The following is a 13,276-nucleotide window of genomic DNA, read 5'->3' as shown; positions in this document are numbered from 1 at the left end:
TCAGGTCCGCGTGACCGTCAGTACTTGGGGTCCGCGCCGGTGACCTCGTAGACGCGGTCCACGAGGGCGTCGCGCTCGGCCCGCCAGGCGTCGAAGTGGGCGGGGTCGTCGGGGTAGGTGTCGTAGATTCCCTTGAGTTCGCCGGCCGCCTTCTGCACCGCGTACAGTTCCCGGAGCAGTCCCCAGTGGCCGAACGTCTTGAGGACCGTCTTGAGTTTCAGGCCGAGGCCCATCGAGGCGGTGCCCGTCCGGCCGACGGCGTCGACGAGTTGCTGGCCGGGGAGGGCGGTGACGAGCGAGACGAGTTCGTCGACCTCGTGGGCGCCGCCGAAGACGTTGTAGAGGTCCATCGCGGCGAAGCGCTTGCCGAAGTCGGTCTGGACGCGGCGGTTGTACTCCCACAGCGCGGCCTCGCTCACGTCGCCGTCGCTGATCGCCTCGGCGGCGACCCGCGCGGCCCAGTGGCCGGCCTTGGCGGCCCCGGGGATGCCGCCGCCGGTGCAGGGGTTGACGTGGCCGGCGGCGTCGCCGACGGCGAGGTAGCCGGGGTGGACCGCCGAGTCGTACGGCCGACGCGTCGGGAGCGCCGCGCCGAGTTTGTCCGTCACCGTCGCGTTCCGGAACTCCTCGCGCTCGCGGAGGTCGCGTTTGAGGGCGTCGACGAGTTTCATCGGCGGCCGGTTCATCTGGAAGCCGAGGCCGGCGTTGATCTCCGTCGCCGAGCGGGGGAAGTACCAGAGGTAGCCCAGTTCCTCGGTGGGTTTGAACACGAGCGCGTCGTCCCACTCGACGGGGTCGGGCACCTCGAGGACCTCGCGGTAGGCCGAGCAAAACTGCGAGTAGTCGACGTTGGTGTCGAAATGTGACCCCGAGAGGTCCGCCGCGTCCTGGAGCAGCGAGAGCGCGCCCGCGCCGTCGATCACCACGTTGGCCTCGTGGGTGACCGGGTCGCCGTCGCGGGTGGCCCGGACGCCCTCGATCCGGCCGTTCGACTGGACGACGTCCTGCACGACCGTCCCGTAGCGGATATCCGCGCCCGCGCGCTCGGTCTCGTCGAGGAGTACCTGTCCGTACGCCCAGCGGTCGACGACGGCCCCGGACTCCCCCCCGAAGGGAATCTCGATCGACTCGCCGGTCTGCGGGTTCTCGAAGATAGCCCGCGTGATCCCCTCGTTCGTGAACGACTCCGCCTTGAGCCGGTCGCGGTCGATCACGTCGGGGAAGGCGCTCGTGCCCTTGATGCCGTCGCCGCAGGCGATGTGGCCCGCCTCCTCCTCGTCCTTTCGTTCGAGGAGCGCGACGTCGAGGCCCTCCCGGGCGGCCGTCGCCGCGGCGAAACACCCCGCCGTCCCGCCGCCGACGACGACTACGTCGTGGGATTCCGTCGTCATCTCTGTTCACCCCGAACGAACTCGGGGATAAAAAACACGTGGGAACCGGTTCGAGGCCGCTTCGACGACGAAGCCGCCGTCAGCCGCCGTCGCGTCCGGACTCCGGCCCCGCGGTCACTGGTACATCCGCAGCGGCTGGGCCTGCGAACTCTCGTCCCGGCCTAGCTCGCGCATCTGCCGGGCCAGCGCCTCGCGGCGCTCGCGGATCTCGGCCGCGCGGTCGAGCAGGTCGGAGACGTCCACCTCGACGCCGGCGATCGGGGCGATCCCGTCGTCGAGCAACACGCTCGCCGCCTCCGGGTCGGGGAACCGCGGGTTGCACTCGACGACGAGGCCGACGGCGCCGTGGTCGATCTGCGCCGCCCGTTCGAGCAGCGCGCCGGTCGGGCCGCTGACGACGCCGTCCTCGGGCGGCACGTCGACGTGCCGGCGGTCGAGCAGTCCGTCGGCGTCGCCGGTGGCGATCCCGTAGAGGTCGGGGGTGTCCTCGCGGTCGGCCGGCAGGCCGCTGAGGTAGATCGGCGTCGCCCCCCGGTCGCGGAGCCAGTCGGTCAGGCACGCGGCGAGTTCGCCGACCGACCCCGCGGGGACCGGCGCGTCGCTGCGCAGCGCCAGCAGGTCGTGTTCCTCGCTCGCGTAGAGCCTGACCGGCGGGCGGACCGTCGGGTCCTCCCCGCGGTAGACGCCGACCCTCGGCAGACCGTCGCAGTCGACGCTCGCGTAGTAGCGCATCTCGAGTTCGTCGATCAGGTGGTCGGTCGCGATCTTGCCGACGAGGCCGACGCCGGGGAACCCCTCGACGAGCGTCGGGTCGTCGAAGCCGACGTCCGCACCTTGGACGCGAATGCGGGCCATATCCGAGACGACTCGGCGCCACCTGATAAAGTCGGCGGGCGTCCGGAACCTACTTCCGTCCCGCGGGGCCACCGTCGCCTATGAGTCGGCTCGTCGAACTCGACGCCCGCGGCCCGCGAAAGCTCACCGAGGAGGACCTCCACGAGGAGAAAGGCGACGTCGCGGTCTGTCGATGCGGCCTCTCGGAGTCGTTCCCGTTCTGCGACGGCTCCCACCGGCGGACGGCCGACGAGGACGCCGACACGCGTTACGTCTACGACGAGGACGGCGAACGCCGCGCGGTCGAGCGGATCGTCTACGCCGACGCGGACGAGTCGTAACCGCCGGACGGTTCGACGGGCGGCGGTCCTGCCCACGACGTAACCGAAACCGGTTAGTTCTAACGACACGGGAAACTGTTCTCGGTTTTATACCCGTCCGTCGCCTACGCTCGGGCGAATGACGTCGAGAGGCACCACGCGGCGGTCGCTGCTGGCGGCGACGGGCGCGACGCTGGTCGGATCGGTCGCTGGCTGTCTCGCCGGGGGACGCGAGTCGGTCGCCGTGCTCTCGGCGGGGAGCCTCGCGACCGCGTTCGAGAAGCACGTCGGGCCGGCGTTCGCCGACGAGACCGGCGTCGACCTCCGGGGCGAGTACTACGGCACCAACGCCATCGTGCGAATGGTCGTCGAGGGGACGAAGGCGCCGGACGTGGTCGTCAGCGCCGACGCGACGCTCCTGCGGGACCGTCTCTACGACGAGTTCGCGACGTGGGACCTCGAGTTCGCCGCCAACAGCGTCGGCATCGCCTACGACCCCGACACGTCGTTCGGCGCGGCGCTGGACGCCGGCGAGCCGTGGTACGACCTGCTGCTCGCGAGCGACCCGGGCGACGTCGTGGTCGGCGACCCCGACCTCGATCCGCTCGGCTACCGGGCCGTCCAGGCGTTCGACCTCGCCGAGCGCGTACACGACCGCCCCGGCTTCCGGGAGGCGGCGCTCGAACGCGTCGTCGAGGAACCGGACGAGCCCCAGATGCTCGCCGGCGTCGAGAGCGGGTCGCGGGCCGCCGCGATCGTCTACCGGAACATGGCCGTCGACCACGGCGTCGCCTTCCAGACGTTTCCCGACGCGTACAACTTCGCCGACCCCGCCCGCGCCGACTGGTACGCGACCGCCTCGTACGCCCCCGAGGGGGAGGACCCGATCGAGGGGCGGCCGGTGGTCTACAACACGACGGTCCTCGGGAGCGCGGACGCCCCCGACGCGGCCCGGACGCTCGTCTCGTTTCTCGCCGAGCGCCCCGACCTCCTCGAAGGGGCGGGGTTGACCGTCAGCGACGACCTGCCGCGGCTCCACGGCGACGCGCCGGCGGCGCTGTCCGACCTCCCGACGTAATCCATGAGCACCAGAACCCGAGTCGCCGTCGTCGGTCGCCGGTTCGCCCCCGAGTTGCTCGTCCCCGCCGCCCTCGGCGCGTTGCTCGTGGTCTACTTCGCCGTCCCGTTCGTCACCTTCCTCTCGCGGACGGGGACGGCGACCGTCCTCGACGGCGTGACCTCGCCCGCCGCACGGGTCGCGATCCGCAACTCGCTGCTGACCGCGCCCGCCTCGACGGCGATCGCCACCGTCTTCGGCGTCCCCCTCGCGTACGTCCTCGCGCGCCGGTCGTTCCCCGGGAAACGGCTCGTCGAGGCGGTCGTCCTCCTGCCGCTTATCGTCCCGCCGGTCGTCGGCGGCGCGATGCTGCTGACGGCCGCCGGCCGGTTCACCCCGCTCGGCGCGCTCGCGGCGGCCGTGGGCGTCCCGCTCACCGACAGCCTCCTCGGGGTGATCCTCGCGCAGACGTTCGTCGCCGCGCCGTTCGTCGTCGTCACCGCCCGCGCGGGGTTCGGCGCGATCGACGCCCGCCTCGAACAGGCCTCCCGTTCGCTCGGCTACGGCCCGCTGTCGACGTTCTGGAACGTCTCGCTGCCGCTGGCGCGCGGGCCGATCGTCGCCGGGATCGTCCTCACGTTCGCCCGGGCCATCGGCGAGTTCGGCGCGACGATGATGGTCGCGTACAACCCGCGGACGATGCCCACGAGCATCTGGGTCTCGTTCGTCGCCGGCGGCATCGACGAGGTCGTCCCGCTCGCGCTCGCGCTGCTTGCGATCACGCTCGCGGTCGTCGCGGCCGTCCTGCGGATCGGGCGCGTCCCGACGGTGATCGACCGATGATCCTCTCGGTGGACGAACTCACCCACCGCTACGGCTCCGACCCCGCGGTCGCGGACGTCTCGTTCGGCCTCGCGGAGGGCGAACTCGTCGCGCTGCTGGGGCCGTCGGGGTGTGGCAAGACGACCGTCGTTCAGGCGGTCGCGGGCCACCTCCGCCCGACGGCCGGCCGGATCTCCCTGCGCGGGACGGACGTGACGGCGACCCCGCCGGAGGAGCGAGACGTCGGCGTCGTCTTCCAGCGGCCGACGCTGTACCCGCACCTCACGGTGGCCGAGAACGTCGGCTACGGCCTCCGGGCGCGGGACGTCCCCGCCGACGAGCGGGAGGCCACCGTCGCCGAGTACCTCGATCTGGTCGGCCTCGCCGGCCGGGCCGGGGCGGCCCCGGCCGAACTGAGCGGCGGTCAGGTGCGACGGGTCGAACTCGCCCGCGCGCTCGCCTACCGGCCGGACGTCCTGTTGCTCGACGAACCGCTGTCGGCGCTCGACCGGCCGCTGCGCGAACGGCTCCGGGAGGAGATCGCGCGCATCCAGCGCGAGACCGGCGTGACGACGCTGTTCGTCACCCACGATCAGGACGAGGCGATGGCGCTCGCCGACCGGATCGTCGTGATGGCCGAGGGGCGGGTCGCCGCGACGGGGACGCCGCGGGACCTCTACGAGCGGCCGCCCTCCCCGTTCGTCGCGTCCTTCTTCGGCCGCTCCTCGCGGCTGTCGGGGGTCGTCGCGGGCGACGATCCGCCGCGCGTCGCGCTCGGGCCGGAGGGGGAGACGGGGACGCTCGCGGTCGCCGAGGTGCCCGCGGCGCCCGGCGAGGCGGTGACCTGTCACGTGCGCCCGTCGGACGTCACCCTCGAACCGACGGGCGCGGCCGCGGGGTCCGACCCGCCGCGTGGCGAGGTCGTCCGCGTCGTCGACGCCGGCCGGCGCTACGACGTCCGCGTCCGCCTGCCGGGCGGCGAGGAGGTCCTCGCCGAGCGCGAGGCCGCCCCGCCGGCGGTCGGCGACGCGGTGGCGCTCGCGGTGGCGCCGGCGGACGTGACGGTCTTCCCGGCGCGCTGACGCCCGCTTCGAAACCCACAAGCGCGGGCCCGCCGAACCGGCGGTCGATGGAGCCACTCGAACGGTATCGGCCGATCGTCGACGACTTCGAGGCGTTCCTCGAGGCCTGCCGCCGGCCGCTGGGGATCGCCGTCCGCGTGAACACGATCGAGGCGTCGGTCGAGCGCGCGACGGCCGTCCTCGAGGAGGAGGGCGTCGCCTACGAGCGGGTCGGGTGGAACCCGCGGGTGCTGCGCCTCGACACCGACTCGCCGGGGGCGACGTGGGCCTCGTTCCACGGCTTCACGCACACCCAGGAGGAGGTGTCGGCGGTGCCGCCGGTCGTCCTCGACCCGCGACCGGGCGAGCGCGTCTGGGACGCCTGTGCCGCCCCCGGCGGGAAGGCGACCCAGATCGCGGCGCTGATGGACGACCGCGGCACCGTCGTCGCGAACGACAACAACCTCGGTCGCCTCTCGGCGCTGCGGTTCAACGCCGAGCGCCTCGGGGCCACCTCGCTCGCCGTGACGAACCGGGACGCCCGCAACTACTCGCTGAAGCCGTTCGGGTTCGACGAGTTCGACCGCGCGCTCGTCGACGCGCCCTGCTCGTGCGAGGGGACGATCCGGAAGAACCCCGACGCGCTCGACGACTGGAGCGAGGGCCACGTCCACTCGGTCGCGGGCATCCAGAAGGGGATCCTCCGACGGGCGATTCAGGCGACCCGCGAGGGCGGCACCGTCGTCTACTCCACGTGCACGTTCGCCCCCGAGGAGAACGAGGCCGTCGTGGATCACGTCCTCGCGGAGGAGGACTGCCGCGTCGTCGACGTCGACGTCGACCTCGAACACTCGCCGGGGGTCACCGAGTGGGACGGCGAGGCGTACGACCCGAGCGTCGAGAAGGCGATCCGGATCTACCCCCACCAGAACGACACCGGCGGCTTCTTCGTCGCGAAACTGGAGGTGACTGCCCCGTGACCGAGAACGTCGGCCAGCGGTTCGACCGCCTGCCCGCGACCCCCGACGAGCGGACCGTCGAGGGACGGGCGACCCGCGCCGAGGTCGTCGGCTACTTCGAGGAGCGGTTCGGGATCACGCCGGAGACGTTCGACGGCTACACCTTCTGGGAGAAAGGCGCCGGCAAGATCTGGGTCTACGCGGGCGAGGCGCCCTCGCCGGTCGAACTGGAGGCGCTGGGGATGACCTGCCTGCGCACCCGTCAGGAACACTGGAAGCCGACGACCGACGCCGTCCAGCGGTTCGGCCGGGCGGCGACGCGGAACGTGATCGACCTCTCGCGCGAGGAGGCCCGCCGGTTCGCCGCCGGCGAGGACCAGGAACTCGACTGGGACGGCGACTGGGGCTACCTGATCGCGGCCCACGAAATCGGGGTCGGGCCGGAGGGCCGACCGGGGCGAGACGGTGCTAGCGCGGAGCGTCGCTCCGCGGACCGTTCGAGCGAGCAAAGCCCGCGAGAAGACGCCGTCGAGCGAGGCCAGCGCGAACCGCTCGGCGTCGGCCTCTATCTCCACGGCGAACTCCGATCGATGGTGCCGAAGGGGCGCCAGCGGGACCTGTAGGCGGCGACGGCCGTCTTGTCCCGGATCGACGACCGTCAGCCTCGAATATATATTCTGCCTTCAGTTATCAAAATAACTCTCGAAGTGGTGAGATTAATGGTGTAAAACGGCCATATCTAGTGTAAATGGCCCAGATTTCGATGCGGGGCGTCAGCAAGTACTTCGACGGGGGCGAGACCGTCGCGAACTACCGTATCGACCTCGAGGTCGAGGACGGGGAGTTCCTCTCCCTGCTGGGGCCGTCGGGCTGTGGGAAGACGACGGCGCTGCGGCTGATCGCGGGCCTCGAGACGCCCTCGGAGGGCGAGATCTACTTCGACGACGAGCGGGTCGACGGGCTGTCGCCGAGCACCCGGAACGTGGCGATGGTGTTCCAGAACTACGCGCTCTACCCGCACATGAGCGTCCGCGAGAACATCGCTTACCCGCTGAAGGTCCGCGGGATGCCGCCCGACGAGCGCGACCGGAAGATCGCGGAGGCCATCGAACTGTTGCACATCGAGGATCAGGTCGACAAGCCGCCGGCCGAACTGAGCGGCGGTCAGCGCCAGCGGGTGGCGCTCGCGCGCGCGATCGTCCGCGACCCGGTGGTGTTCCTGATGGACGAACCGCTCTCGAACCTCGACGCGAAGCTCCGCCAGGAGATGCGAGGCGAGCTGAAACGGCTGCAGGACGAACTCGGCATCACGACGATCTACGTCACCCACAACCAGGAGGAGGCGATGAGCATGGCCGACCGGGTCGCGGTGATGAACCGGGGGACGATCCGGCAACTCGCGCCGCCGGCGGAACTGTACGAGCGCCCGCGGACGGAGTGGGTCGCCCGGTTCGTCGGCTCGCCGCCGATGAACCTGCTACGCGGGACCCGCCGCGACGGCGCGATCGACCTCGGCGAGGCGGGGACCGTCGACCTCGCGGGCGTCGCCGGGGCCGGCCGCGAGGGGGCCGCCGTGCGGACGACCGGCCGCGAGGAGGCCGCGGTCGAGACCGTCGAGGCCGACGTCGGGGCGTCGATCTCGCTGGGCGTCCGCCCGGAGGACCTCTCGGTGGCGACCGAGCCGCCGCCCGGCGGGAACGCCATCGAGGGGAGCGTCGACACCGTCGAACCCCTCGGCGAGTACACCATCGTCAACGTCGTCGTGAACGACCAGCTCGTCAACGCGAAGGTCGGCGACGCGGACGTCAAGCGGGACGACCGCGTCTACCTGACGTTCGACGACGACGACGCCTACCTGTACGACGAGGACGGGCACCTGATCGCCTGAGTGGAGCCATGAGCTTACGCGACCACATCGACCGGTTCGAGACGGACCGCGAGGCGGGCCTGTTCGCCGACGTCGACCGGGAGAAGGCAGTGGCGCTGGCGGTGTTCCTCGTGCCGGGGATGACCCTGTTCGGCATCTTCTCGGTCGGGCCGATCGTCTACTCGGCCGTCGGGAGCTTCTTCTCCTGGGACGTCTTCTCGATACAGACCTTCACCGGGCTGGACAACTGGATTCGGACGTTCAGGGACCCGCTCGTGATCAACTGGCCGAACGTGCAGCAGTTGCGATACCCGATGGGGGCGCTCACGCACAACCTGCTGTGGGTGGTCCTCCACGTCCCCGCGAGCACCCTGCTGGGACTCGCCTTGGCGTTGCTGTTCGCGGACCTGAGAGGCCGGCGGATCCTCCGCTCGATGGTCTTTCTGGGCTTTACCGTCCCGACGATCGTCATCGGCCTCGTCCTCATGTTCGTCTACGACCCCCAGGCCGGCATCTTCAACGAGATGCTCCGGGTGCTCGGAGGCGAGTACCTCGTCCGCAACTGGACGCAGTCGCCACAGGTGGCGATCTACGCCCTGATCGCGGGCGGCATCTGGGTCCAGACCGGCTTCAGCATGCTGCTGTACAGTTCGGCGCTGGCGGCGATCGACCCCTCGCTGATCGAGTCGGCGAAGGTCGACGGCGCCGGCCGGTGGCGCCGGTTCTGGGACATCGTCTGGCCGCTGGTCAAGCCCGTGACCGCCGTCGTCGTCATCATGGGGATCATCTGGGTCCTGCGCGTGTTCGACATCGTCTACGCCGCCGGCGGCTCCGCGGGCGGACCGAACCACGCGTACTCGGTACTCGGCATCGAGGTCTACCGGGCCGCGTTCGAACCGCCGATCGACTACGGGAAGGCGATGGTGGTGGCGCTCGTTCAGCTGGTGATCGTCGCCCCCCTCGCCCTCTACATCGCACGCATGGAGTAACGATGACCGACGACGACCCCCTCGCACCGACCGAACCGGACGCCGAGCGCTCCCTCCCCCCGGACGCGATTCCGGAGACCGCACCGGCGAGGGAGTCCGACTGGCGGACGCGCCTCTCCGAGTCCGTCCCCACGTTACCTCGATTCCTCAAGTACGTCCTGGCGATCACGGTGGCGATCATCTGGATCGTCCCCTTCCTCGGGCTGTTCATGGCGTCGGTACGTCCCCTCGGGGAGATCATCGACGGCTGGTGGCACCTCGAGAACGTGACGCTCACCCTCGACAACTACCGTCGGGCGTGGTCCTACCAGACGGCGCCGATGAGCCGGGCGCTGCTCAACACGCTGATCGTCACCGTCCCCTCCGTGCTGGTGGTGATGTTGCTGGGCGCGATGGCGGCGTACCCGTTCGCTCGCTTTTCGTTCCCGCTGAAGACGGCGCTGTTCTTCCTCATACTGTTAGTGATGGCCGCGCCGCCCGAACTGGTCGCGATGGGCAACTACAACACGCTCCGTAACGTCGGGCTGTTCGACGCGTACATGGGCCTGATCCTGGTCCACATCGGCTGGGGGCTGGGCTGGGTGGTGTTGTTCCTGCGAAACTACCTCCTCGGGATCCCGGAGGAACTAGAGGAGGCCGCACGCATCGACGGCGCCTCGCGCTACCAGATCTTCCGGACGATCATCCTCCCGCTGTCGGCGCCGGCGCTCGTCTCCGTGGCGGTCATCCAGTTTACCTGGGTCTGGAACGCCTTCTTCTTCCCGCTCGTGTTCATGCGCTCGCCGGACCTCTACCTCGCCCCGCAGGTCCTCCCGCTGATGAAAGGGCGCATCCAGATCGAGTGGGGGCTCGTGGCGGCCGGGTCGGTGATGACCACGGCCGCGCCCGTGATCCTGTTCGTGATGCTCGAACGGTACTACAAGCGCGGGATGGTCGCGGCGGTCACGGACTGACCGCCCGCGAGTTCCCGCCGACGCTCACAGCGGCATGAGCCCCGCCTCCGTGGCGGCCGCCGTGGCCGCGATCACGACGAGGTTCGTCACGAAAAACGGCCGCGAGGAGTGCCACGCGAAGTAGAGGAAGGTCGCGAGCGGGAGGGCCGCGATGACGGCCGGCCAGAACCCCCGGATCGCGAGCGTCGCGAGGAACGCCGTCGTGAACAGGTACAGGACGTCCATCGCGACGGCGCTGCCGTTCCGGCGGCGAAGCTCCTGGCCGACGATCACGAGGGACTCGGCGAGGGTCCCCTCGCCCTCCTCGACGCCCGCCGCGTCACTCATCTTCGGCCACGGTCTCCTGTAACGTCGCGTCGAGCGACTCGAGGATCGGGTCGATGTCCTGGCTCGGCTCCGCCCAGAAGCCGGTCAGCGCCGACCAGAACTCCGACTGGAAGGGGTCCCCGACCGCGTCGTCGAGGTCGGGGACCAGATCCACCTCTCCGGCGGCTTGCCCGAGGTCGGCCATGACCTCGAGCTGGTAGGCCTCCTCGGGGACGTCCAGGTTCGAGGCGATGAACCCGCCGCGTTCGGCCCAGACCTGCTGGGCGTCGGCCGAGGCGAACGCCTCGGCGGCCGCGACCGCGGCGTCGACGTTCTCCGAGTACGTCGGGACGGTAAACCAGTTTACGCTCGCGACCATGGCCTCGGTGCCCGGGAGCCCGAAGAAGCCGAGGTCCTCGGGGTCCTGGATCGCCTCGAACGCCGGCGTGAACGAGCCCTGGAAGTACAGCGGGATCTGGTTCTCCCAGAGGAACTCGAACTGGACCCCGAAGTCCCGGAGTTCGCTGAAGTACCCGGCCCCGTGGAGTTCCTGGATCTCCGCGAAGGCCCGGCGGACGCGGTCGTCGGTGAACTCGGCCTCGCCGTCGATCAGCGCTCGCTGGAGGTCCGCCCCGTCCTCCTGACGGAGGATGTACGCCTCGGTCAGGTCGCTGAGCGGCCAGCCCTGACCGTTGCCCGACGCGATCGGGGCCTCGACGCCGTCGATTCCGTCGATCTCCCCGAGGAGGTCGAGGAACTCGTCGTAATCGCCGGGCTCTTCGAGGCCGTGCTCGTCGAAGAACGACTGCCGGTACCAGAACCCGGGCTTGAGGTCCATCTTGAACGGGGCGGCGTAGGGCTGTCCGTCGACCGAGACCTGATCCGGCTCGATCGCGAACTCCGCTTGCTCCCACGCCCCGTCGAGCGGTTCGAGGTGGCCGCGTTCCGCGTCCGAGCGGACGCGCGCCTCCGAGGGGAACACGACGATGTCCGCGGTCGCGACCCCCGCCTCGAAGTCCGTCAGCGTCCCCGTCAGGATCGCCTCGGTGTCGCGCGGTTCGTACGTGATCCCGACGCCGGTTTCCTCCTGGACGTGGTCGACGACGGAGAGGAAGTCCTCCTCCTCGCCGCCGGTCCAGACGCCGGTTACGGTGATCTCGGCCTCCTGTCCGGCGGCGAGCCCCGCGAGACCGGCGAGTCCCGCCGCCCCGGTCGCCCTCAGAACGGTACGCCTGTCGACGCGCCAACCAGCGGTTGCCATACGAATATTTGTACCCCCGGCAGGTTCTTAATGATTATTTCAAATGTAGTGAAACGGCACTCCGGGAAAGTGTAACGACGGCGTGACCGACCGAGCGGGCGGTCCCCGGGCCGTGTAAGGGAGCCGTCACACCTCAACGTCTTTGTCGTGTCATGACGTACCATTAGCCGGTGGTTTCGATGAGCGCCAAACCGCACCAGAACCTCGCCATCATCGGGCACGTCGACCACGGGAAGTCCACGCTGGTCGGGCGGTTGCTGTTCGAGACGGGCAACATCCCCGAGCACGTCATCGAACAGCACCGCCAGGAAGCCGAGGAGAAGGGCAAGGGCGGCTTCGAGTTCGCCTACGTGATGGACAACCTCGCCGAGGAGCGCGAGCGCGGCCTGACGATCGACATCGCCCATCAGGAGTTCGACACCGACGAGTACTACTTCACGGTCGTGGACACGCCGGGCCACCGCGACTTCGTGAAGAACATGATCACCGGGGCGTCACAGGCCGACAACGCGGTGCTCGTCGTCGCCGCCGACGACGGCGTCCAGCCCCAGACGCGCGAACACGTCTTCCTCGCGCGCACGCTCGGCATCGGCGAACTGATCGTCGCGGTCAACAAGATGGACCTCGTCGACTACGAGGAGACCCGCTACCGGGAGGTCGTCGAGGAGGTGAAGACGCTGCTCGAACAGGTCCGCTTTGCGACCGAGGACGCCTCGTTCGTCCCGATGTCGGCCTTCGAGGGCGACAACGTGGCCGCACCGTCCGACAACACGCAGTGGTACGACGGTCCGACGGTCCTCGAGTCGCTGAACGACCTGCCCCAACCCGAACCGCCGACGGACGCGCCGCTGCGCCTGCCGATTCAGGACGTCTACACCATCTCCGGCATCGGCACCGTCCCCGTCGGCCGCGTCGAGACCGGCGTCATGGAGACCGGCGACGACGTCTCCTTCCAGCCCAGCGACGTCGGCGGCGAGGTCAAGACGATCGAGATGCACCACGAGGAGATCCCGCAGGCGGAACCGGGCGACAACGTCGGGTTCAACGTCCGCGGCATCGGCAAGAACGACATCCGCCGCGGTGACGTCTGTGGCCCCGCCGACGCTCCGCCGACCGTCGCCGAGACGTTCCAGGCCCAGATCGTCGTCATGCAACACCCCAGCGTGATCACCGCGGGCTACACGCCGGTCTTCCACGCCCACACGGCGCAGGTCGCCTGTACGATCGAGTCGCTCGACCAGAAGATCGACCCCGCGAGCGGCGAGGTGAAAGAGGAGGAACCGGACTTCGTTCAGGCCGGCGACGCGGCCGTCGTGACGGTCCGTCCCCAGAAGCCGCTGTCGATCGAACCGTCGAGCGAGATCCCCGAACTCGGGAGCTTCGCCATCCGCGACATGGGCCAGACGGTGGCCGCGGGCCGGGTCCTCGACGTCAACGAACGCTGACGGCGGCCGCG

At 70.1% G+C, this 13,276-nt stretch carries 14 protein-coding genes; 10 read left to right on the top strand and 4 right to left on the bottom strand.

Features of this window, described 5'->3' with window-relative positions; genetic code table 11:
- Window positions 1–17: 17 nt before the first annotated feature.
- Both NKG98_RS05630 and NKG98_RS05625 read right to left on the bottom strand, forming a co-directional pair.
- The gene (locus NKG98_RS05630) at window positions 18–1,391 is read right to left on the bottom strand and encodes a geranylgeranyl reductase family protein (RefSeq protein ID WP_254768683.1); all 1,374 of its coding nucleotides are present in this window, start codon (window positions 1,389–1,391) and stop codon (window positions 18–20) included.
- Window positions 1,392–1,505: 114 nt separating this feature from the next.
- Window positions 1,506–2,246 carry a proteasome assembly chaperone family protein gene (locus tag NKG98_RS05625; RefSeq protein WP_254768682.1) on the bottom strand — a complete coding sequence of 247 codons (741 nt, stop codon included), beginning with the start codon at window positions 2,244–2,246 and terminating at the stop codon, window positions 1,506–1,508.
- Between the two features lie 80 nt (window positions 2,247–2,326).
- On the opposite strand from NKG98_RS05625, the gene NKG98_RS05620 reads away from it, so the two are divergent.
- From NKG98_RS05620 to NKG98_RS05580, 9 genes are all read left to right on the top strand, one after another.
- Window positions 2,327–2,566, top strand: a complete 240-nt coding sequence (locus NKG98_RS05620; protein WP_254768681.1) for a CDGSH iron-sulfur domain-containing protein — start codon at window positions 2,327–2,329, stop codon at window positions 2,564–2,566.
- Window positions 2,567–2,684: 118 nt separating this feature from the next.
- Entirely contained in the window at window positions 2,685–3,623 is a 939-nt protein-coding gene (locus NKG98_RS05615; protein ID WP_254768680.1) for an extracellular solute-binding protein, read from the top strand.
- A gap of 3 nt (window positions 3,624–3,626) precedes the next feature.
- A complete protein-coding gene (locus NKG98_RS05610; RefSeq protein WP_254768679.1) occupies window positions 3,627–4,445 on the top strand; it encodes an ABC transporter permease in 819 nt (272 codons plus the stop codon).
- On the top strand, window positions 4,442–5,506 hold the full coding sequence (locus NKG98_RS05605; protein WP_254768678.1) for an ABC transporter ATP-binding protein: 1,065 nt from the start codon (window positions 4,442–4,444) through the stop codon (window positions 5,504–5,506). Before NKG98_RS05610 ends, NKG98_RS05605 begins: the two co-directional genes overlap by 4 nt.
- 47 nt (window positions 5,507–5,553) lie before the next feature.
- The gene (locus NKG98_RS05600; protein ID WP_254768677.1) at window positions 5,554–6,465 is read left to right on the top strand and encodes an RsmB/NOP family class I SAM-dependent RNA methyltransferase; all 912 of its coding nucleotides are present in this window, start codon (window positions 5,554–5,556) and stop codon (window positions 6,463–6,465) included.
- Window positions 6,462–7,067 (top strand): DUF7122 family protein, encoded by a 606-nt coding sequence (locus tag NKG98_RS05595; protein ID WP_254768676.1) that lies wholly within the window; start codon window positions 6,462–6,464, stop codon window positions 7,065–7,067. The genes NKG98_RS05600 and NKG98_RS05595 overlap by 4 nt, the downstream gene beginning before the upstream one ends.
- Window positions 7,068–7,207: 140 nt before the next feature.
- Complete coding sequence (locus NKG98_RS05590; RefSeq protein WP_254769429.1) at window positions 7,208–8,332, top strand: ABC transporter ATP-binding protein; 1,125 nt, start codon at window positions 7,208–7,210, stop codon at window positions 8,330–8,332.
- An 8-nt stretch (window positions 8,333–8,340) separates the two neighbouring features.
- A complete protein-coding gene (locus tag NKG98_RS05585) occupies window positions 8,341–9,300 on the top strand; it encodes a carbohydrate ABC transporter permease (RefSeq protein WP_254768675.1) in 960 nt (319 codons plus the stop codon).
- Window positions 9,301–9,302: 2 nt separating this feature from the next.
- Window positions 9,303–10,253 carry a carbohydrate ABC transporter permease gene (locus NKG98_RS05580; protein ID WP_254768674.1) on the top strand — a complete coding sequence of 317 codons (951 nt, stop codon included), beginning with the start codon at window positions 9,303–9,305 and terminating at the stop codon, window positions 10,251–10,253.
- 24 nt (window positions 10,254–10,277) lie between these two features.
- Here NKG98_RS05580 and NKG98_RS05575 read toward each other — a convergent pair whose 3' ends face one another.
- Both NKG98_RS05575 and NKG98_RS05570 read right to left on the bottom strand, forming a co-directional pair.
- The gene (locus NKG98_RS05575; protein WP_254768673.1) at window positions 10,278–10,580 is read right to left on the bottom strand and encodes a hypothetical protein; all 303 of its coding nucleotides are present in this window, start codon (window positions 10,578–10,580) and stop codon (window positions 10,278–10,280) included.
- Window positions 10,573–11,820: an ABC transporter substrate-binding protein gene (locus tag NKG98_RS05570; protein WP_254768672.1), complete on the bottom strand. Its 1,248-nt coding sequence runs from the start codon at window positions 11,818–11,820 to the stop codon at window positions 10,573–10,575. Before NKG98_RS05570 ends, NKG98_RS05575 begins: the two co-directional genes overlap by 8 nt.
- A 179-nt stretch (window positions 11,821–11,999) precedes the next feature.
- Between NKG98_RS05570 and tuf the strand changes: the two genes are divergently transcribed.
- Complete coding sequence (gene tuf, locus NKG98_RS05565) at window positions 12,000–13,265, top strand: translation elongation factor EF-1 subunit alpha (RefSeq protein ID WP_254768671.1); 1,266 nt, start codon at window positions 12,000–12,002, stop codon at window positions 13,263–13,265.
- Window positions 13,266–13,276 lie beyond the last annotated feature (11 nt).

The organism is Salinilacihabitans rarus (assembly GCF_024296665.1).
Taxonomy (GTDB): Archaea; Halobacteriota; Halobacteria; order Halobacteriales; family Natrialbaceae; genus Salinilacihabitans; species Salinilacihabitans rarus.
The sequence above is the reverse complement of the archived record's forward strand: the minus strand, read 5'-3'. Positions and strand labels throughout refer to the sequence as shown.